The following is a 21,913-nucleotide window of genomic DNA, read 5'->3' on the forward strand; positions in this document are numbered from 1 at the left end:
ACTCCTCCTCTGACTGATAGCAATGGACGCATCATGATTAGCGTATTCGATATCTTTAAAATCGGTATTGGTCCTTCCAGCTCTCACACTGTCGGGCCAATGAAAGCCGGTAAACAATTCACGGATGACTTGATTTCACGCGGCATTTTGCACGACACAACCCGCGTGGTTGTCGATGTTTACGGTTCCCTTTCCCTCACCGGTAAAGGCCACCATACCGATATCGCCATTATCATGGGTCTGGCGGGTAACCTGCCTGATACCGTTGATATTGACGCAATCCCTGGTTTCATCCAGGACGTGAATACTCACGGTCGTTTGCTACTGGCAAACGGCGAACACGAAGTTGAATTCCCGGTTGATCAGTGCATGAATTTCCATGCCGACAACCTGCCGCTGCACGAAAATGGGATGCGTATTACTGCGCTGGCAGGCGATAAAGTGCTTTACAGCCAAACGTACTATTCCATCGGCGGCGGTTTTATCGTCGACGAAGACCATTTTGGTCAGGCGGACAACGCAACGGTTGCTGTGCCTTACCCGTACAAGAATGCTGCAGATTTACAACGTCATTGCCAAGAAACCGGTTTATCGCTTTCTGGCCTGATGATGAAAAATGAGCTGGCGCTGCACAGCAAAGAAGAGCTGGAACAGCACTTTGCCAACGTCTGGGACGTGATGCGCGGCGGTATCGAGCGTGGTATCACCACCGAAGGCGTACTGCCTGGCAAACTACGCGTGCCACGTCGTGCAGCTGCACTTCGTCGTATGCTGGTCAGCACAGACAAAACCACCACCGACCCAATGGCGGTTGTAGACTGGATCAACATGTTTGCACTGGCCGTTAACGAAGAAAATGCCGCCGGTGGACGTGTAGTCACTGCGCCAACAAACGGCGCATGCGGCATCGTTCCGGCAGTTCTGGCCTATTACGACAAATTTATCCGCGAAGTGAACGCAAACTCACTGGCTCGCTACATGTTGGTCACCAGTGCCATTGGTTCGCTGTATAAGATGAACGCCTCTATTTCTGGCGCTGAAGTTGGCTGCCAGGGCGAAGTCGGCGTGGCCTGCTCTATGGCAGCAGCCGGTCTGGCTGAACTGTTGGGGGCAAGCCCGGCACAGGTGTGTATTGCCGCCGAAATCGGTATGGAACACAACCTGGGCCTGACGTGTGACCCGGTAGCAGGACAGGTTCAGGTTCCCTGCATCGAACGTAACGCTATTGCCTCTGTGAAAGCGGTCAATGCCGCGCGCATGGCACTGCGTCGCACCAGCGAACCCCGAGTCTGTCTCGATAAAGTCATCGAAACCATGTACGAAACGGGTAAAGATATGAACGCCAAATACCGAGAAACCTCTCGTGGTGGCCTGGCGATGAAGATCGTGACCTGCGATTAAGTCCAAAAGAAGCCTCGTTTTGCGAGGCTTCTTCCCATTTGCTCCAACGCTATTCGTTTCATCCCACCGACAGTGTTACCCTTTACCCAGTAGATTTAAGGGAGATTATCTGTGGCTGTTCATTTGCTTATCGTCGACGCACTCAACCTCATTCGCCGCATTCATGCGGTACAAGGCACACCCTGTAAAGACACCTGCCTGCATGCGCTGGAACAGCTTATTCGCCATAGCCAGCCAACCCACGTGGTTGCCGTATTCGATGATGAAGCACGTAATACCGGCTGGAGGCATCAGCGCCTGCCTGATTACAAAGCAGGACGAGCCCCGATGCCTGAAGATCTTCATGCTGAAATGCCCATAATCCGCTCGGCCTTTGAGCAATACGGTTTTTCCTGCTGGGGTGCGCAAGGTAATGAAGCCGACGATCTGGCCGCAACACTTGCCGTTAAAGTGGCGGAAGCCGGGCATCAGGCGACGATTGTCTCGACCGATAAAGGTTACTGCCAGTTATTATCTCCCACCATTCGCATCCGCGACTACTTCCAGAAACGCTGGCTCGATGCTCCGTTTATTGCCAGTGAATTTGGGGTATCGCCACAACAACTCCCCGACTACTGGGGGCTGGCAGGCATCAGCAGTTCAAAAGTCCCTGGGGTGGCAGGAATCGGGCCTAAAAGCGCAGCACAGTTGTTAACGGATTTTCAGGATCTGGAGGGAATTTATGCCCATCTGGAAGACATACCGGAGAAATGGCGCAAAAAACTTGAAGTACACAAAGAGATGGCATTCACATGCCGCGAGATTGCCCGCCTGCAGACGGATTTACAACTGGATGGCAACCTACAGCAATTACGCTGGGTAAGAGAATAAATCTCGATGGCACGTGTGGAACCTTTGCGACGGACATCACAGGAGTACTTACGCCGCACGGAAATACGCTTTTAAATGATGAGGTAACGCCGTAATCTCATGCCGGTATGCCCGCGTAACGCGGGTGTTCGTCAGATGATGGGACGATTAATCATGAAAGAGGCCCGCCAGCTAGCCATTCTGGACCTGCTGATAAACCATAAGAGCCTGACAACTGAAGCCTTGTCCGTAGCACTTAGCGTCAGCAAAGAGACGATCCGCCGCGATCTCAGTGAACTGCGGGCGCAGGGGAAAATACTCCGCAATCACGGACGAGCGAAATACATTCATCGGGAAAACCAGGACAGCGGTGACCCCTTCCAAAGTCGCCTGAAAAGCCATTATGCGCACAAAGCGGATATCGCCCGCGAAGCCTTATCCTGGATTGAAGAAGGAATGGTGATAGCGTTGGATGCCAGTTCAACCTGTTGGTATTTAGCCCGGCAATTACCCGATATCGACCTTCACGTTTTCACAAACAGCCAGCCCGTCTGCCAGACGCTCAGTAAACGTAAACACATACAGCTCACTTGTTCAGGTGGCACTCTGCAGCGTAAATATGGATGTTATGTCAATCCCTCGCTCATTTCTCAGCTCCGATCGTTTGAGATCGATCTGTTTGTTTTTTCTTGCGAAGGTATTGATAACAGCGGCATGCTGTGGGATTCAAATACGGTTAATGCTGATTACAAATCACTTTTGCTTAAACGTACTGCACAATCACTATTGCTGATCGACAAAAGCAAATTTAACCGTTCGGGGGAAGCCCGTATCGGGCATCTTGATGACGTGACGCACATCATTTCTGATGCGCAGATTACCGCAAGATAACCTGGGTGGAGGCGTTCACCGCCACCCAGTCAGAGCATAACAACAGATTATCGCTCGTCGCGACGCCCACCCACCGCGGCCCACCAGCGACGCACATGTACAGTCACTTCTTCACGGTCGTGGTAAAGCTGGCGTGCCTGAATTTCAGCATTAATGCCTTGCGCACTCAGTTGCTCTTCAATAAATGCCAGGTTCTGCGAGACTTCCTCGTAGCGCTTTTTCATTGGCAGTTTGAGGTTAAAAATCGTCTCGCGACACCAGCCATTGACCAGCCATGTCGCCATCAGCGCAGCCACTTTGGCGGGCTTTTCAACCATATCACACACCATCCAGGTGATATTGTTGCGGCTTGGGCGATAGCGGAAGCCATCTTCACGCAACCATGTCACCTGTCCGGTATCCATCAGGCTCTGCGCCATTGGACCATTATCAACCGAAGAAACCCACATATTGCGTTTCACCAGTTGATAGGTCCATCCGCCCGGGCATGCCCCCAGATCAACGGCATACATACCGTTTGCCAGGCGCTCATCCCATTCGTCAGCCGGAATAAAGACGTGGAACGCCTCTTCAAGTTTAAGTGTTGAACGGCTCGGAGCATCTGACGGGAACTTAAGACGTGGGATACCCATGTAAAACGGTGAATTGTTATTGGTATACGAATAACCGGTATAACAGCAACCAGGCGCGATAAAGAAAACATGTACAACCGGGCGCTTTGGCGTTTCATAGTTCGTCAACACGCCTGCATCACGTAACGCTGCACGAAGTGGGACGGTGAATTTACGGCAGAACTTCATCAGCTCTTTGCTTTCATTGGTATCCGCCACTTCAACGCGCAGATCGCCCCCCTTTTCTACCACGCCTTGCAACATACCCGTGACAGGCGTAATGCGGTCTTCCGGCGGGAGATCCTTGAGTAACTCACCGGCAACGAACATCTGACGAGCAAAGATCAGTGAGCTAAATGGTAGCTCACGCGCCAGTTTGTCGGCATCGTCTTGCTGATAGCACTCGAACACCACATAGCCCGCATTCTCTTTTACGCGCGCAAACCCGAACACTTCGCGTTTAGCGGCCTTATCCGTAATTTCCGCGGCGCACTCTTTCTCAAACCCTGGGCGACAATATAAAACAACCTTATTCATGGACAACGCCCCTGCGTTTCAGACGGATTGCTCCGATTAACATCAATACCCAACCTGCCAGGAAGCTTACGCCACCGACAGGTGTAACAAACGCCCACAGGCGTAAATGTGAAAGCGCCAGGCAGTATAGGCTGCCGCTAAACAGCACCGTACCCAACGCCAGGAAAACACTGCTCCAGTAAAACCAGATACTGATACGACGCTGCATCGCAACAGCCAGGCCAAAAATAGCCAACGTGTGAAACGCCTGGTATTCAAGGCCGGTCTGGATCCAGCCCATCTCTACAACCCCTAAAGATTTGCTTAACACATGCGCACCAAATGCGCCCAGTGCGACAAAAATAAAGCCACTCACCGCGGCAAAAATCAGCATGAATCGGCTGGTCATGTTTCTGTCCTAAAGTGATGCGTGCTCGGCACACAAAAAGTTATGGTTCATACCTGAAGCGGAATTTTTCTTGCTCGCTCGCCGCTTTCGCCAGAATCCACTGCCGGAAGGCGGCTATTTTACCCAGTTCTGCCTGGCTGTCATGGCAAACCAGATAAAACGCATTCTTGCTGACCAGAACATCATTAAAAGGGCAGACCAGGCGGCCCGCCTCAATTTCGGACTGGGACATCACGTTGTTTGCCAACGCCACGCCCTGCCCGTGTATTGCAGCCTGTAACACCATCGCACTGTGGCTAAAAATGGGGCCTTGCTGCACATTTATATGATTAAGACCCAATTGCCGGGTATAAGTTTGCCAATCACGGCGAGAAGCATCATGTAATAACGTATGTTGCGCTAAATCAGCTGGCGTTTTCAACGCCTTATCGCCGGTCAATAAAACCGGAGAGCAGACTGGCAACAGATATTCTGCGTATAATTTTTCAACACGTAATCCAGGCCAGTTGCCCCGCCCGTAAAAAATCGCCACATCGACATCATCCGCTAGCTTATCTTCCTGACGGTCCACAGCCTGGATCCGCACGTCGATTCCCGGATAAGCTGAGTTAAAGCTTGTGAGTCGGGGAACCAGCCACTGAATGGCAAAACTGGGCAATAAACTGACTGTCAGCGCGCCTTTTGCACTGCGCGCCTGTAGCTTGCGCGTCGCTTCGGTAAGCTGGGAAAAAATCTCTTTAATATCCTGAAAATAACTCTGCCCCTCTTCCGTTAATAGCAACGATCGGTTGCGGCGACGAAACAGCTTGAGGCCCAGAAAATCCTCGAGAGACTTGATTTGATGACTTACTGCGGCCTGTGTCACAAAAAGCTCATCGGCTGCGCGAGTGAAACTCAGATGACGTGCTGCTGCATCAAAAACACGTAATGCATTTAGAGGTGGTAATCGCTTCGACATGGTTATCTGGCTTAGATGTTAACGGCATTTAACATATAGGAAACAACAGTTAACCTATTAGTTTTTTTAATCTGAGCCATTATAATTTGTCCGTTGAGGAACTACCAGCAAATACCTATAGTGGCGGCACTTCCTGAGCCGGAACGAAAAGCTTTTTTTGGAATGCGTGTTCTGAAGGGCTTTTGGCTTACGGTTGTGATGTTGTGTTGTTGTGTTTGCAATTGGTCTGCGATTCAGACCACGGTAGCCAGGCTACCAATTTTTCACTTCCTGTACATTTACCCTGTCTGTCCATAGTGATTAATGTAGCACCGCCAATTTGCGGTGCTTTTTTTTCGCTTATCGATTGTTAATGCTCAATCTCTTGCATCTCTTTCACATCAGTCCGGTTGATCTGCTGCTTGTTACCGTTCGCATCTTTGTATGAGATCATCCCGGTGTCATTATCCGTTCCTGGTTTCCCTTCGGAGACGATAGAACGGCCGTCAGTGGTGTGCATTACATAGTTGTTACCCGAACAGGCACTCAGGACAAAGGTAAACATACAGGCAGAAAGGATGGCGGCTGTCTTTTTCATGATTATTCTCCTTCAGCAATAAATACTATTTAAACCTCGATTTAAAACAGGCTAAAACATTCACCTAACACTATTTAGCATAACCTGCTTTTCCAAAGGGTCAGGGATAAACAGACTATTCCGACAAAGACATCTGTCTTGCCCTGCTGCGTAAATTGCGCGACGATCAACGGATTGAAATGAGGAATACCATGAACGCTTTCAGCCCCGCACACTTTCGCGCGCAGTTTCCCGCGCTGGCCGACGCTGGTGTCTATCTTGATAGCGCCGCGACGGCACTCAAACCGCTGGCCGTCATTGAGGCTACAGCGCAGTTTTATAGCCTGAGCGCAGGCAACGTTCATCGTAGCCAGTTTGCAGCAGCACAACGCTTAACTGAACGCTATGAGGCCGCCCGTGATCAGGTTGCTCGCCTGCTCAATGCAGACAGCGGAAAGAACATCGTCTGGACGCGGGGAACCACTGAGGCCATTAACATGGTTGCCCAGTGTTACGCCCGACCTCTCCTGCAACCCGGTGATGAGATAATCGTGAGCGAGGCAGAACATCACGCCAATCTGGTTCCGTGGCTGATGGTCGCTGAGCAGACCGGCGCGCACATCGTCAAACTCCCGCTTGGCGCTGGTTTACTCCCGGATGTAGCGCGTTTGCCAGAAATCATCACCTCGCGTAGCAAGATTCTGGCACTGGGGCAAATGTCCAACGTGACTGGCGGCTGCCCGGAGCTGGCTCAGGCCATTGATGTCGCGCACGCCAGCGGCATTGTGGTTATGGTCGACGGCGCGCAGGGGGTTGTGCATTTTCCGGCAGATATGCAAAAACTCGATATCGACTTCTATGCTTTCTCAGGACATAAACTGTATGGCCCAACGGGTATCGGGGTGCTGTACGGGAAGCCAGAGCTGCTGGCGCAAATGACACCGTGGCTTGGCGGCGGGAAAATGATTACCGAAGTCACCTTCGAGGGTTTTAAAACTCAGGATGTACCTTATCGTCTGGAAGCAGGTACACCGAATGTAGCTGGCGTGATTGGCCTGAGCGCGGCACTGGAATGGCTCGCCGATCTGGATATCGTCCAGGCTGAAAGCTGGAGCCGTGGTCTGGCAACACTTGCAGAGGAAGAGCTCAAAAAGCGTCCTGGTTTCCGGTCGTTTCGTGCGCAAGACTCAAGCCTGCTGGCGTTCGATTTCGCAGGCGTTCATCATAGCGATATGGTAACGCTGCTCGCTGAATATGGCATCTCCCTGCGTGCCGGACAACATTGCGCGCAACCACTACTGGCAGCCCTCGGCGTCAGTGGTACATTGCGTGCCTCTTTTGCCCCCTATAATACGCAAAACGATGTTGCGGCGCTGATTGCTGCCGTTGATCGTGCCCTTGAACTCCTGGTGGATTAATGACTAACCCTGTATTTGCCGGACATCCCTTCGGCACGACGATCACAGAAGAGACGTTAAAGCAGACTTTCAGCCCGCTGACACAATGGGAAGATAAATACCGTCAACTGATTATGCTGGGCAAGCAGTTGCCCACGCTGTCTGATGAGATGAAAACGCAGGCAGCAGAGATCGCTGGCTGTGAAAACCGCGTCTGGTTGGGATTTAAAGTATCCGATGGCAGGTTGCACTTCTTTGGTGACAGCGAAGGCCGCATCGTGCGCGGCTTGCTGGCTATACTGTTGACGGCGGTCGAAGGGAAAACAGCTGAACAACTGCTGGAGCAACCGCCTCTGGCACTGTTTGATGAACTGGGCTTGCGCGCGCAACTTAGCGCCTCACGCAGCCAGGGATTAACCGCACTCAGCGAAGCGGTTCTGGATGCAGCGCGTCAGGCTCACGCCTGACGTTCCGCTTTCGCCATCATCTTCTTCAGGGCATGAGATACTGCCACAAAGCCAAAGGTAGCAGTCACCATGGTGGCTGCACCAAATCCTGATGCACAGTCCATGCGCTTTGGCCCTTCCGCAGTGCTTTTCATCGCACACACTGAACCGTCTGATTGCGGATAAACCAGTGCCTCAGTTGAAAATACGCAGTCAACGCCGAGTTTACCCTTGCTGTTTTTCACTACATTAAAATCACTTTTCAGGCGCTCACGCAGTTTGGCAGCCAATGGGTCCTGGATCGTTTTTGCCAGATCGGCCACCTGAATCTGTGTTGGGTCAATTTGTCCACCCGCCCCGCCCGTTGTCACCAGTGGAACCTTATAACGACGGCAATAAGCAATCAGTGCGGCTTTCGGACGGATACTGTCGATCGCGTCAATCACGTAGCTGTAACCCTTACTCATGTAGTCAGCAACGTTGTCTGCAGTGACGAAATCATCTATCACCGTGATACGACATTCCGGGTTTATCATACGAATTCGCTCGGCCATCACTTCCGACTTAGCCAGGCCAACGGTGTCACGCAGGGCATGGATCTGTCGGTTTGTGTTGGTTACACAGACATCATCCATATCAATTAGCGTGATAGCACCAATACCGGTTCTGGCCAACGCTTCCGCCACCCAGGAGCCAACCCCGCCAATCCCAACGACGCAAACATGTGCATCTGCAAACAGTTGCAGGGCTTTTTCACCATATAAACGCGCCGTACCGCCAAAACGCTGACGCCAGGCATCGCTGATTACCACAGACATAAAACCTCAGATGTAAAAAGGGTGAGGTTATTCCCTCACCCCTGCTCAGTTATCCGTAGGCCCGAAACGCGAAATGCGACCGGGTAACAAGACGCTCAGAATACCACAATCAACCGCTGAATACGTTGCCTGCACCAGGAGCCGCTTTCAGCACCCACACTCGGCCGTAGTGGTTATACCAGCCTGCACGATGTCCGGCGTCGAAACCGATCCCCTGATAAATATCGAAGTGCTGGCCTTTGATTGCCCCGCCAACATCCAGCGCCACCATCAGGCGCAGCTCGTACTGACCGCTAAACTTGCCTTTATTGTCCAGCACAGGAACTTCCGCGAGCAGCGTTGTGCCTGCCGGGATAATTGAACGATCCGAGGCGACAGACGCACGGCCAATTAACGGCACTGCGCTTGCTCCTTTAACTGGCGCGTAGTTTTGCGGCTTAAAGAAGACGAACGAGGCATTTTGTTCCAGTAGTTCGCGCACTTCCGCTTCGCTGTGTTTTTCGCCCCACTCACGGATCGCCTGCATCGACATATCTTCTTTCTTCACTTCACCACGATCGATCAATACTTTGCCGATACTGCGGTAAGCATGCCCGTTCTTGCCGGAATAGCTGAAGAAGTTAAGCGGAGAACCATCACCAAAATCAATATAACCGCTGCCTTGTACATCCATAATGAAGTTATCCATCAGCGAGTTACTGTATGCCAGGACATAGTTTTCGCTCAATGCACCGGAGTAGATCTCTGCACGAGAAGGCAAACGGCCGCGTTTTGGCGGCATACGATAGATGGGATACTGGAATTCGCCCTGACGGGTATGACGAGCCTGAATAACAGGTGTGTAATAGCCCGTAAACTGGACGTTGCCGTAGTTATCTGCCCCTTCCATCTGCCAGGCATCAATACCGTACTGGCGCATCGTGCGTGTATCACCACCCGCTCTCAACCAGTCCTGCACTGCGTTATAAACCGAATTCTGCGAGCCATACAGACGCGGCGATGCGCTGCGGATCTGATTAACCTGTTCGGCAAAATCCCCTGCGTTGATCGGTGCGCCAACGGCATCGGGTTGATTAACTAAAGAGAAAGGCTGGGTAAATTTCCCGTCTTTATACTGTTGACCGCGATCGGTCGGTTTTGAGGAGCACGCCGCAAGAATGGCTACCATTGTGCCCGTCATCAGATACTTCGCCCAACGTCCTTTCATTATATCTCGTCTTTAAGTTGCCTGTTTCCGCGTGATGAAGATAACAAACCACCCGGGCTAAAGAAATGTCATCACACATCCTTTGGCAAATTTTGCGCAAAAAATAGTCCAAAGAACGCAAAGTCGTTCAATTTACATACTAATGTGACGAATTATGTGAAAAAGGGTTGCATCAGAAAGCCAGCAGAGTATAGTGCGCATCCACGGACGCGGGGTGGAGCAGCCTGGTAGCTCGTCGGGCTCATAACCCGAAGGTCGTCGGTTCAAATCCGGCCCCCGCAACCAATTAAAATTTGATGCAGTAAGTTCTGCAAAGCAGTTTGAATCACAATGAAGCGAAAACGCTGGTGTGATTGGACATTAGTAGCAGAAAGACGGACGCGGGGTGGAGCAGCCTGGTAGCTCGTCGGGCTCATAACCCGAAGGTCGTCGGTTCAAATCCGGCCCCCGCAACCAATCAAATTTTAAGAAGTCAGCAATAAAAAGAATAAAGACGGACGCGGGGTGGAGCAGCCTGGTAGCTCGTCGGGCTCATAACCCGAAGGTCGTCGGTTCAAATCCGGCCCCCGCAACCAATTCTTCAAAAAACAATGGACACCCTGATGGGTGTTTTTTTGTATCTGAAATCTGTGAATTTACCGGGCAATCACCCGGTATTATGACACTACCCTCTTCTGGCGAGCGTAGCCCCGTCCGAGAAATACGCCTTTATCCCCGCCAGAATCGACTCTGCAACTTCCTGCTGGAACTTCGCCGTCTTTAGCTTTCGTTCTTCTTCCACGTTACTGATAAACGCCGTTTCAACCAAAATCGACGGAATATCCGGCGCTTTAAGAACGGCAAACCCCGCCTGTTCGACACTATTTTTATGCAGTTTATTGACGTTGCCAAGCCGTCCTAATACCGCTTTACCAAATTTCAGGCTATCGGTAATCGTTAATGATTGCACCATATCGAACATCGTGTGATCGACATAACGGTCGCCGCTCTTGCCCACACCACCGATAAGGTCGGAGGCGTTCTGGGTATCTGCCAGATATCGTGCTGCGGTACTGGTAGCCCCTTTTGTCGACAACGCAAACACCGAGGAGCCACGCGGCTCACGACTGGTAAAGGCATCAGCATGGATGGAGACAAACAGATCCGCGCGCTGTTTCTGCGCTTTTGCCACACGAACCTTCAGCGGAATAAAGACATCTTCATTACGCGTCATATAGGCCCGCATGTTACCTTCTCTATCGATCAGAGCCTTCAGGCGACGCGCAATTTGCAGCACCACATCTTTCTCACGCGTGCGATATTTCCCCACAGCACCAGAGTCTTCGCCTCCGTGCCCAGGATCAAGCATGATCACAATCGGACGATCGCGTCCGGCTTTACCTGGCTGCGGGCCGCTTTGCGCAGGCGGGACCTGCCGTTCAAGATCGCCTTTGTTGTAATCTTCGAGTAACGCCAGCAAAGGATCCTGAATATCCGTCGCATTGGCAGGATAGAGATCCATCACCAGACGCTCTTTAAAGGCAGCGACCGGCGCTAGCGCAAACAGCTGAGGCTTAACATTCTGTTTTAACTCAAATACCATTCGCACGGTTTGCGGGTCAAACTGCCCCACTCGTGCAGATTTAATGAAGGGATCATCACCACGGATCTGCGCCCCCATCCCTTTCAGGACCGAGTTCAGGTTAACGCCTTCAAGATCCACCACGACACGTTCAGGATTGCTGAGAGCAAACTGCTTATATTTCAGCACCTGGTTGGACTCGACTGTCACGCGCGTATAGGTCGACGACGGCCAGACGCGCACAGCCACCACCTGACTGACAGCGGCAAAGGCGACCTGACTGACGCTAAGCAACCACATCGCCCCGGCCCCTTGTAACAAGCGGCGGCGGCTTATTGTTGTTTTGGATCCCGACATGCTTCTCCCGAGCAAGAAATCAAATTTATAAGTAAAACGTCCAGATTGACCGAAAACTTTAACGAATGACGCATAAGCTGTCATCTATAAAAGGGTAAACAATCATACGCTAACGCAGCCATTACTTATTAATTTCCATGTCTCACTGAAAATTTAGGCTTGCGCGCGCGGCGATAATCGAATAAAAATACAAAAATTACGAATAAACATTCATTAAGGGTTGTGTCATGGTGAAGGAACGTAGAACCGAACTGGTACAGGGATTCCGCCATTCTGTTCCCTATATCAATGCCCATCGGGGAAAGACGTTTGTCATCATGCTTGGCGGAGAAGCCATTGAGCATGAAAATTTCTCCAGTATTGTCAATGATATCGGCTTACTGCACAGCCTCGGGATTCGGCTGGTCGTCGTCTATGGCGCACGTCCACAGATCGATGCCAACCTGTCTGCCCATCACCATGAACCGGTATATCACAAGCATATCCGTGTAACAGACGCCAAATCGCTCGAACTGGTTAAACAGGCAGCCGGACTGCTTCAACTGGAAATCACGGCACGTTTATCCATGAGCCTTAACAACACACCGTTACAGGGCGCACATATTAACGTGGTTAGCGGCAACTTCATCATCTCTCAGCCTCTTGGCGTGGACGATGGTGTTGATTATTGCCACAGCGGTCGTATTCGCCGTATTGATGAAGAGGCCATTCACCGTCAACTGGACAGCGGCGCTATCGTGCTGATGGGTCCTGTCGCCGTCTCCGTCACCGGAGAAAGCTTTAACCTCACCTCGGAAGAGATCGCCACTCAACTGGCTATCAAACTGAAAGCGGAAAAAATGATTGGCTTCTGCTCTTCTCAGGGCGTGGTCAACGATCTGGGTGTCATTGTGCCCGAACTATTCCCGAATGAAGCACAAGCGCGTGTAGAAGAGCTGGAAGCAGCAGGTGACTATCACTCCGGGACAGTACGTTTCCTGCGGGGGGCGGTAAAAGCCTGTCGTAGCGGTGTTCGCCGTAGCCACCTCATCAGTTATCAGGAAGACGGTGCATTACTGCAGGAGCTGTTCTCCCGTGACGGTATTGGCACGCAGATCGTGATGGAAAGTGCTGAGCAGATCCGTCGCGCCACCATCAATGATATTGGCGGTATTCTGGAACTGATTCGCCCGTTAGAACAACAGGGTATTTTGGTTCGTCGCTCCCGCGAACAACTGGAGATGGAGATCGACAAATTCACCATCATCCAGCGTGATAATCTGACCATCGCCTGCGCCGCGCTCTATCCCTTCCCGGAAGAGAAGATCGGTGAAATGGCCTGCGTCGCGGTTCACCCGGACTACCGCAGCTCGTCTCGCGGCGAAATGCTGCTTGAGCGCGTTGCAGCTCAGGCGCGCCAGATTGGTTTAAGTAAACTCTTTGTACTCACGACGCGCAGTATCCACTGGTTCCAGGAACGCGGATTTACGCCAGTCGACATTGATTCGCTGCCAGAGAGTAAGAAAGAGATGTACAACTATCAACGCCGCTCTAAAGTACTGATGGCTGATTTAGGCTGATGTTCATGCCCTCACCGTCCGGTGGGGGCAGATACTTACCTTGCATCGAAAATTGCGCTTAAACCGCTTCGACGCTCAGTACGCGTGACAATCGCCTGCACCAAAACACGCTCATCGGTATACAGCGACAAACGCTGACGTGCACGGGTTATCGCGGTGTAAACCAGCTCACGCGTAATGACCGGTGAGAGTTGCGGAGGCAGGATCAGCGCCGCATGATTAAACTCAGACCCTTGCGATTTATGGACCGTCATTGCCCACGCGGTTTCGTGTTCGGGCAAACGACTGGGTTGTACCGACTTCACGCTACCATCCGGCATCTGGAACCACACGCGTAGTCCCTGGCCACGATCAAGCGCAATGCCAATATCTCCATTAAACAAACCCAGTGCGCTGTCATTGCGGGAGATCATCACCGGACGTCCTTCATACCAGCGTGAATGTGCCGAACGAACAATCTTGCGCTTTTGTGTCAGCACCTGCTCCAGTCGCTCATTCAGACCGGTCACACCAAAAGGCCCCTCTCTCAGAGCACACAGAAGCTGAAATTCACCAAACGCGGCAATGACCTGCCCCGGCATGCTCTGCTGCTGAATATTTTCTAAAAAACGCTGATAACCATGCAAAGCATCATTGAGCATTGCCAGATAATCATCACCACTCTCCAGCGGCTTTTTCTCGATATCCTCGAATGCGCCATTAAACACTGAGCGAGTTGCTTGACGATCACCCCGATTCACCGCTGCAGCAAGTTTCCCAATACCAGAATCACTCCCGAAACGGTAGCTCTTTTGCAGCAAACAGAGGCTGTCGCGCAATGTTCCCGCCAGTGGTTCTTCATTTCCTTCCACCGGGCAGCCGGTTAAACGTGTCAACTCCAGGGCACGTTCAGTGGTGTAGCCCAGGCTGGCATAAGTGCAGATATCCCCCAACACCGCCCCAGCTTCGACCGATGCAAGCTGGTCGCGATCGCCCAGAAAGATAACCCGTGCATGAGGCGGTAGCGCATTAATCAACCGTGACATCATGGTCAGGTCGATCATTGAAGCTTCATCCACCACCAGCACATCCAGATGTAACGGGTTTCCCGCATGGTAGCGTAAACGCTGGCTTCCCGGCTGCGCCCCCAATAAACGGTGCAAAGTGCTGGCCTCACCCGGGAACAGCGCAAGCTGCGCGTCGGTAAGAGGCAGTTTTTGCAGCGCACCTCCCAGGGATTCCGTCAATCTGGCCGCGGCTTTCCCCGTAGGCGCCGCCAGACGAATACGGCATTTTTGTTCGCCCGCTATCTGGATAAGTGCAGCCAGTAGTTTTGCAACAGTGGTCGTTTTCCCCGTACCGGGGCCACCAGAAATCACGGAGATCCGTCGTGTTAGCGCAACAGCGGCGGCCACTTTCTGCCAGTCAAGGGATTCACCGGACGTAAATAACCCCTCCAGCGTCTGCTGAAGCTGGGCTTCATCATAGGAAAGCGGCGTGTTGGCTTCGTTAAAGAAGTGCGCAACGGTGAGTTCATTACGCCAAAGGCGGTTGAGGTATAAACGATCACCCGCCAGGATTAACGGCGTAGGACTTTCTCCTGTACTGACGGCTTCAGAGCTCAATAATAGCGTTTGCCAGTTCACGGACTCACCGAGCAGCGCAAAACAAGATTGGATCGCCGACGGCATTTTTTCATCGAGTACCAGCCGTGAAAGCGGCAAACACACATGCCCCTCCCCCGTATCCCGACTGAGGATAGCAGCAGCAAGCATTACGGCGGGCCGATCACCTGCAATGGCCATAGCGAACTGCACATCAAGCTGACGCAGCAGACGCTGATCTGCCGCCTCAAGCAACAATTCCTGCATTGTCATGCCATCTCCTCCGTGCTGGCTGCAAATAACATGTCCATTTTTTCAATCAATGCTACGTCCGGGCGCGTGCTAAAGATACCTGATTGCGGATCGGCAGCATCAACGCCACGCAAGAACAGGTAGATGACGCCACCAAAATGCGCATCGTAGGTGTAGTCCGCAATGCGGTGACGCAGATAGCGATGCAGCGCCAGGGTATAAAGCTGATACTGCAAATCATAGCGGTGGGACTGCATCGCAGAAGCCATTGCCTCTCGGGTGTATGCATCACTGTTTTCACCCAGCCAGTTTGATTTGTAATCCAGCAGGTAATAGCGCCCTTCATGACGGAAAACCAGGTCGATAAACCCTTTCAGCATACCCTGTACCTGGCGGAAATTCAGCGGCGGACAGCCGGCAGATAAAGGATCGTGCTCGCGGATCAGCGCATCCAGCGCCCCTGCGTTGAGCGGGCTCTCGATGGGGAGATAGAACTCCATCTCGACCTGTTTATCTTTGGATGTTAACTGGCTCAGCGAGAGGCCTCGCGGCGTCAGTTGCACCTCTAAAATAGTGGTGATCCACGACGTCAGTACCGGTTGCCAGCTTGCGTCGTAGCCCCCTTTTTGCAACATCTCCAGTACCCAATCCGCAGAGACGGGCTGAGTAAAATCAAGCTCTTCAAACAGGCTATGGAGGAATGTTCCGGGTGAGGCTCCACGCGGGAATTGATGTGGCGTCAGCGCGGGCTCCGCCAGAATGTCACCCACACCTGCGGCATCCACATCCAGTTTTGGCATCAGATCCTGGGCAATGCTTTGCCCATGCTGCTGCAACCCCGAGTAACTGGTCACACGCCAGTCGTCTGCTATCGTTCGTGTAATCTGCCGCGCGTGTAGATCAGGCTCATGCTGCTCAGGCATCTGCCAGCGACGACTGTCAGACTCTTCAGGGGTCTGTAGCGCAATATTATCCCCACAAAGCGATTCAATACACTGACGAAGCCCTGCAGCATCTTTCGGCTCACCCTGTTGGATAAGCCGCCCCAACGCGCTCAAATGAAAATCAGACTCTCCCGCCTTCTCGCCACGACGCCGGAACAACGGAGCGATACCCAGACTGCAATGCCAAACCGAACGAGTCAGGGCCACATAAAGCAGGCGCAAATCTTCCGCCAGACGTTCAGCTTCGGCAAGCTCGACGCTGCTCTCTGCGTTGCTGAGATCGAGCACCGCTTCATACGAATCACGATCGTGATAAAACGCCTGGTCTTGCGCCCGGTAATTGGCAATAAACGGCAGCCAGACTAACGGATACTCCAGCCCTTTTGACTTGTGAATGGTGACGATTTGCACGAGATGCTTATCACTCTCAAGGCGCATCTGCTGGCTGGAGGCGTTACTGTTGGGATCGGCAATGTGCTGCGACAACCAGCGCACCAGGGCATGTTCACTCTCAAGCTGCGTTCCGGCTTCCTGTAACAACTCACTGATATGCAAAATATCGGTCAGACGGCGCTCACCACCTGCTGTTGCGAGCATATTCTCCGCAATGCGACGCTGGGTCATCAGTTCTCGTAGCATCGCCATAACCCCGCGCTTTTGCCAGCGCTCGCGATAGTGAACAAACTCTTCCACCACGGTATCCCAGGTGGCTTCGTCGTTGTTAAGGACATCAATATCACGTGCGTTTAGCCCCAGCATGGAACTTGCCAACGCGCTGCGAAGCGTGCTCTCTCGTTCCGGGGACAGCACGGCCTGGAGCAACCACAGCATCTCCTGGGCTTCCAGAGTTTCAAAAACGCTATCACGGTTGGAGAGATAAACGGACGGGATATTCAGTAGCGTCAATGCATCGCGAACGAGCGCCGCTTCCTGACGGCTACGCACCAGTACCGTAATATCTGATGCCTTCACTGGGGTCGATTTATTCCCCTTCCACAACACCGCGTCACCACGTGCGCCCGCACTAAGCCAGTCACGGATTTGTGCGGCGCAGTACTGCGCCATCGCATTTTGATAGTCCGCGACGCCACAACCTTCCCCCTGCAGCAGCCAGAAGTTCATGGCTGGCTGAACCTGACCATTGAATTCGAAACGTAATGAGGCATTTTTATCGGCAAACTTTACCGGCTTAAAGGGAATTTCCTTGAACATGAAAGCCGTATCCATACGCCTGAACAGCGTATTCACGCTCTCAACCATACCAGGGGCAGACCGCCAGTTAGTGTCCAGCGTATAGTGCGCTTCAACCTCACTACGGGCTTTCATATAGGTGAAAATATCCGCGCCACGGAAGGCATAAATCGCCTGCTTAGGATCGCCAATCAGCAACAGCGCAGTCTCTGGCTGCTGCCGCCAGATACGACGGAAAATACGATACTGCTGAGGATCGGTATCCTGAAATTCATCAATCATTGCTACCGGAAAGCGGGTACGGATAGCAGAGGCAAGCGCTTCGCCGTTTTCGCTACACAGCGCCGCATCCAGACGGCTTAACATATCGTCAAACCCAAGCTCACCCCGGCGACGTTTTTCACGTGTTACGGTCTCACGAATTTCCGTCATGGCACGGGTGATCATCAGGTCATTAAGGGTTAACGGCTCGGCGAGTAAGGTCTCTATGGCAACAAACAGGGCATGCTCAGGGACAATGCCATCAGCTTTAGTTCGCTCAACCAAAAAACGTTGGGAGAATTTCTCCAGCGCATCCGGGAGCTGGTAGCCTCGTGTCTCTTCCTGCGCCCAAGCGCTGATCTTGTCGATCCATTTACCCTGATTGCCACGGTTAAATTTGCGTCTGTCTATCCCGGAGTTTTCGATGATCGCCTCAATCTCACCGACTGACGCATTCCACTTTCGCTTTAAAGCCGCAATTTGCGAAACGATCTTTTCATGGCGTGAAGCCAGGGTTTCATCGGCTGGCGGCGGGGATTTAATGACCGGGGCCTCGCCCTGGAGATAACGGTCAATGGCGCGAAGAAGCTCTTCCGGGCCTTTCCATAGCGCGTGAACCGCTTCGGCAATATCTCGCGGCAGTGGATAGCAATGACGACGCCAGAAATCTGCACAGGCCTGATAACGCAGTTCAGACTCATCTTCAATAAGCTGCTGCTCAAACAGCATGCCGGACTCAAACGCATTGAGGCTAAGCATTCGCTGGCAGAAACCGTGAATGGTAAATACAGCGGCCTCGTCCATTTGTCGTTCTGCTAACAGCAGCCACTGGGCCGCCTGTTGCTTATCGACAATGTCGTCCAAAAGGCGCGCGTAAAGAGGGTTATCCGTACTCTGACGCAAACAGGCAATACGCAGCTCATGGATATTCGAACGAATACGTCCGCGTAACTCAGCGGTAGCGGCCTCAGTAAAGGTCACTACCAGTAGCTCTTCCACGCTTAGCGGTTTTGGAAATGCCGCATCGCCACCGAGCCCCAGTAACAGGCGAAGATAGAGAGCGGCAATGGTGTAGGTTTTTCCCGTTCCCGCTGAGGCTTCAATCAATCGTTCCCCTTGTAGGGGTAAACGTAAGGGATCAAGGGACTCAGCGGTATCAGTCATTCTTTCTTACTCCAGGGCATAGATTGCTGTAATGCACTGACACTCTTCCACACTTTCCAGCCCTTCGGATTCACGTAGTCCGTTTTCCCATTCTGGCTGCCGGAAACCTGAGACAAGATGGCCATTCCCTGCGGTTTAACCACCGCCTGATGGAAGAAATCGGCAACCTTTTGAGGTGTCAGCTGTTTTATCTCTGCCACTACTTTATCACGCGAATCAAAGCTCAGATTACCGCGATCAAAATCTTTGCTCAGTTGCGAAGCTTCTTCACCCAGCGTCTGCGGCTGTTGTGTGACTTGAGCGATAACAGCCTGCTGGATTTGAGCAAACTCCTCAGGCTTCATGGCACGCAGTTTTTCTTCCGCTTGCGGGAAGAAGGCTTGATATCGCTGCCAAAGGTACGCAGGTTGTTTATCGCTGCTTTGCAGCAGGAAACCCAATCCCCATTGACGCCCAACATTCATTGAAAATGCAAAGACCGCATAGCCAAGTTGCTCTTCTGTGCGTAACTGGTTGTAGAACCACGGTTGAATAATCTGCCCCAACACAGCGCTTTGCGCGGAACTGGCAAATTCGTCGTAGCCTGTTGGCACAAAGACGGCAGCCAGTGCAGAGTCCGTACTGCTTCCCGCCTTCTCAAAAATCACATTCTGTTTTTTCTCAACCAGGACATCCTGGTTACGACACCAGACTTCACCTTTCGAACCCAGTTGTGTCCGTACATTCTGTGCCAGCGTTTTCGCCTGGTCTTCTCCCATGTTCCCGACAATCAGGAACTCAGGACGGGTATTGGTTTTAAGCAAGCCGCGGTAATCCAGCACATCTTTAAGCGAGATAGTGGGCAGCAACGCACGGCGCTCTTCACGCTGGAAGTACGGGATTTGCGACAACATCTGTGCAGGCATTATCGCCTGATCGTAGGCTTTGCCCTTTTCCGCAGAATCCATCATCTGCGCGTACCAGGATTTGGCCTGTTCAAACTGCTCTTCCGTTGGCGTATAGCTGAAATATCCTTCCAGCAATGCCTGGAAAAGTTGCGGTAAACGCTGGGTATAGCCATTAGCATTAACCATCAGGCCGTTATTCGCATTTGTCGAGAAGCTAATCCCGCCCACCGCGGCCTGGTTGCTGAGCTGGTCGAGCGCAATACCGGCCAGATAGTCGTTGAGCGCAAACATAACCTGGTTTTTGGCACTGTCCATCGCTTTCGGGTTACGCAGCACCACGCTGACATCCGCTTTTGGTTCGTTCGCAAAATAGCGGCTTGGGGTATACACCACACGAAGCGTCGGCTCATCAACAATAAGCTCAGGATGCGGATAGGCTTTTGTGGTTTTAATCAGCGAAAAATCATCCGGAATGTAGGGGTTCAGCTCCGGCAATTTGAGCGCAATCTGCCCGGCCTTTTTCTGCCAGTCAGAGAACGTCTGCTCACTGATTTTATCGACCTGATAAGGGGCATCGACAAAATAGGCCGTTTTATTGTGCGGTTCGTTCGGGCTGATGTACCAGATACGGGCGTTTTTCGGCGTCATCATCGCCAGGCGTGCTTTTACCGCATCAGCATCATACTGATCGGCAATATTGACCGCATCCAGCGTATGTTCCACCGGTACGCGAATCATGGTGTCTGCGAGCCATTCAACGTAGTCCATGTCCCGTGTTATAGACGGGTAACGGAAATCGAGATCCAGCACATGGGCCAGTTCATCGAAGTAGCGTTTATCAATACCCTTATCCCGCAGCAGTGAGAGGTAACTGAAAATGGCTGCAACCACTTCATCACGGTTCGCAAGGCCTTTATCCGTAAGGGTGGCAGAGATCGCCAGCACACCACTGTTGCCGTTAACAACAGGATCAGAATCGGCACGAATACCTTCGACAAGCCCTTGCTTTTGCAACCAGTCAGAAAGTGTACCTGGGCTACGGTTACCAATAAGGTAAGTCACAAGCTCATCCGTTTTGCTGCGGAACTGCGCCGTGTTGTTATCGATACGGAACTCAATACGCAACACTTTACGCGGCAATGCTGGGACATAGTGAATCACGATCCCTTTCTGCGCATCCGTCACGACCGGCACATTAATCTGTGGTACGTCGATATTTTTATTTGGAACCCGACCAAAAGTCTGTGCAGCAATGCTCGCCAGTTCAGGTAACGGTTTATTGCTGTAAATAACCGCTTTCATGAGGTTTGCTGAATAGTACTTATCACGAAAGGCATGCAAAGCATCGAGTACAGGGTTGTTGGGTTTATCGCTCAGCGTCTCCAGATTTCCACCAGAGAAGCGTGAGCCAGGGTGAGCCGGGTTGATGGTTTCGGCACTCACCTGCGCCATTCGCATACCATCACGTGTGCGAGCCATGGTCAGTTCGGCATTCACCGCGTTGCGCTCACGGTCGGCATATTTTTTATCTAACAGAGGCGCGGCAATCGCATCCGCAAGACGGTCTACCGCCCCTTCCAGCGCATCATTTTCGACTTCGAGATAAAACGCCGTGCGATAGGGTGCAGTACTGGCATTGTGGCTGCCGCCATGCATTTTCAGAAATTCGGATAAGCTATCCGGCTGAGGGTATTTTTTAGACCCCATCAGCGTCATGTGTTCCAGATAGTGGGCAAGCCCTGGGTGAGCATCAGGGTCTTCAAGCGACCCAACAGGAACAACCAGCGCTGACAGCGATTTCACCGCCTGTGGATCGGAAACCAACAGTACAGTCATGCCGTTATCAAGACGAATCGCCTGATACTGACGGGTATCTTTTTCGCTCTTACGGATAGTTTCCTGAACGGGTTGCCAACCGGAGTCTGCCTGAGTGACGGGAGCCCAAAGGGCGACAAACAAAACAAACGCTTTGAACAAGGTGCTGCCTGGCATTCACGACCTCTTTATCACGGCTACATCATTAACAAACTGCGTGCTGGACACACCAGCATCTCTTTCTTTTGGTACATCGGTCCGTGATAAGAAGTGCATAATA

16 protein-coding genes and 3 tRNA genes are annotated in these 21,913 nt (G+C 52.1%); 9 read left to right on the forward strand and 10 right to left on the reverse strand.

What is annotated here, in order from left to right:
* The first annotated feature begins 33 nt into the window (after positions 1–33).
* The 3 genes from HV346_RS17910 to fucR all read left to right on the forward strand — a co-directional run bounded on the left by HV346_RS17910 (position 34) and on the right by fucR (position 3,141).
* On the forward strand, positions 34–1,401 hold the full coding sequence (locus tag HV346_RS17910) for an L-serine ammonia-lyase (protein WP_181620598.1): 1,368 nt from the start codon (positions 34–36) through the stop codon (positions 1,399–1,401).
* A gap of 111 nt (positions 1,402–1,512) precedes the next feature.
* Positions 1,513–2,271: a flap endonuclease Xni gene (gene xni, locus HV346_RS17915; protein ID WP_181620599.1), complete on the forward strand. Its 759-nt coding sequence runs from the start codon at positions 1,513–1,515 to the stop codon at positions 2,269–2,271.
* A 153-nt stretch (positions 2,272–2,424) separates the two neighbouring features.
* Complete coding sequence (fucR, locus tag HV346_RS17920; RefSeq protein ID WP_181623824.1) at positions 2,425–3,141, forward strand: L-fucose operon activator; 717 nt, start codon at positions 2,425–2,427, stop codon at positions 3,139–3,141.
* A gap of 47 nt (positions 3,142–3,188) precedes the next feature.
* On the opposite strand, the gene rlmM is transcribed toward fucR, so the two are convergent.
* The 4 genes from rlmM to HV346_RS17940 all read right to left on the reverse strand — a co-directional run bounded on the left by rlmM (position 3,189) and on the right by HV346_RS17940 (position 6,212).
* Positions 3,189–4,289, reverse strand: coding sequence for a 23S rRNA (cytidine(2498)-2'-O)-methyltransferase RlmM (rlmM, locus tag HV346_RS17925; RefSeq protein WP_181620600.1), 1,101 nt, complete (start codon positions 4,287–4,289; stop codon positions 3,189–3,191).
* A complete protein-coding gene (locus HV346_RS17930) occupies positions 4,282–4,677 on the reverse strand; it encodes a DUF423 domain-containing protein (RefSeq protein ID WP_181620601.1) in 396 nt (131 codons plus the stop codon). The genes rlmM and HV346_RS17930 overlap by 8 nt, the downstream gene beginning before the upstream one ends.
* A 40-nt stretch (positions 4,678–4,717) precedes the next feature.
* Positions 4,718–5,635, reverse strand: coding sequence for a glycine cleavage system transcriptional regulator GcvA (gene gcvA / locus HV346_RS17935; RefSeq protein WP_181620602.1), 918 nt, complete (start codon positions 5,633–5,635; stop codon positions 4,718–4,720).
* Between the two features lie 349 nt (positions 5,636–5,984).
* A complete protein-coding gene (locus tag HV346_RS17940) occupies positions 5,985–6,212 on the reverse strand; it encodes a YgdI/YgdR family lipoprotein (RefSeq protein WP_181620603.1) in 228 nt (75 codons plus the stop codon).
* Positions 6,213–6,403: 191 nt separating this feature from the next.
* Between HV346_RS17940 and csdA the strand changes: the two genes are divergently transcribed.
* Complete coding sequence (gene csdA / locus HV346_RS17945) at positions 6,404–7,609, forward strand: cysteine desulfurase CsdA (RefSeq protein WP_181620604.1); 1,206 nt, start codon at positions 6,404–6,406, stop codon at positions 7,607–7,609.
* Entirely contained in the window at positions 7,609–8,055 is a 447-nt protein-coding gene (gene csdE / locus HV346_RS17950; RefSeq protein ID WP_181620605.1) for a cysteine desulfurase sulfur acceptor subunit CsdE, read from the forward strand. Before csdA ends, csdE begins: the two co-directional genes overlap by 1 nt.
* Here the strand turns inward: csdE and tcdA are convergent.
* Together tcdA and mltA are read right to left on the reverse strand one after the other, a co-directional pair.
* A complete protein-coding gene (gene tcdA / locus HV346_RS17955; protein WP_181620606.1) occupies positions 8,046–8,852 on the reverse strand; it encodes a tRNA cyclic N6-threonylcarbamoyladenosine(37) synthase TcdA in 807 nt (268 codons plus the stop codon). The two genes, csdE and tcdA, sit on opposite strands and share 10 nt — an antisense overlap.
* A gap of 109 nt (positions 8,853–8,961) precedes the next feature.
* Entirely contained in the window at positions 8,962–10,059 is a 1,098-nt protein-coding gene (mltA, locus tag HV346_RS17960; protein ID WP_181620607.1) for a murein transglycosylase A, read from the reverse strand.
* Between the two features lie 208 nt (positions 10,060–10,267).
* On the opposite strand from mltA, the gene HV346_RS17965 reads away from it, so the two are divergent.
* The 3 genes from HV346_RS17965 to HV346_RS17975 all read left to right on the forward strand — a co-directional run bounded on the left by HV346_RS17965 (position 10,268) and on the right by HV346_RS17975 (position 10,634).
* Positions 10,268–10,344: transfer RNA gene (locus tag HV346_RS17965), tRNA-Met, on the forward strand.
* Positions 10,345–10,438: 94 nt separating this feature from the next.
* Positions 10,439–10,515, forward strand: a tRNA-Met gene (locus HV346_RS17970).
* A gap of 42 nt (positions 10,516–10,557) precedes the next feature.
* Positions 10,558–10,634 (forward strand) — tRNA-Met (locus HV346_RS17975).
* 89 nt (positions 10,635–10,723) lie between these two features.
* Here the strand turns inward: HV346_RS17975 and amiC are convergent.
* Complete coding sequence (gene amiC / locus HV346_RS17980; RefSeq protein WP_181620608.1) at positions 10,724–11,977, reverse strand: N-acetylmuramoyl-L-alanine amidase AmiC; 1,254 nt, start codon at positions 11,975–11,977, stop codon at positions 10,724–10,726.
* A gap of 227 nt (positions 11,978–12,204) precedes the next feature.
* Here amiC and argA point away from each other — a divergent pair, with 227 nt between their 5' ends.
* A complete protein-coding gene (argA, locus tag HV346_RS17985) occupies positions 12,205–13,536 on the forward strand; it encodes an amino-acid N-acetyltransferase (protein ID WP_181620609.1) in 1,332 nt (443 codons plus the stop codon).
* A gap of 35 nt (positions 13,537–13,571) precedes the next feature.
* Here argA and recD read toward each other — a convergent pair whose 3' ends face one another.
* Genes recD through ptrA form a run of 3 tightly spaced genes read right to left on the reverse strand, consistent with a single transcriptional unit; the run spans position 13,572 to position 21,810 of the window.
* Positions 13,572–15,392, reverse strand: coding sequence for an exodeoxyribonuclease V subunit alpha (recD, locus tag HV346_RS17990; protein ID WP_181620610.1), 1,821 nt, complete (start codon positions 15,390–15,392; stop codon positions 13,572–13,574).
* Positions 15,389–18,931: an exodeoxyribonuclease V subunit beta gene (gene recB, locus HV346_RS17995; protein ID WP_181620611.1), complete on the reverse strand. Its 3,543-nt coding sequence runs from the start codon at positions 18,929–18,931 to the stop codon at positions 15,389–15,391. The genes recD and recB overlap by 4 nt, the downstream gene beginning before the upstream one ends.
* A complete protein-coding gene (ptrA, locus tag HV346_RS18000) occupies positions 18,928–21,810 on the reverse strand; it encodes a pitrilysin (protein WP_181620612.1) in 2,883 nt (960 codons plus the stop codon). Before ptrA ends, recB begins: the two co-directional genes overlap by 4 nt.
* Between the last annotated feature and the right edge of the window lie 103 nt (positions 21,811–21,913).

The sequence above is a fragment of the Enterobacter sp. RHBSTW-00994 genome (genome assembly GCF_013782625.1).
GTDB lineage: Bacteria > Pseudomonadota > Gammaproteobacteria > Enterobacterales > Enterobacteriaceae > Enterobacter.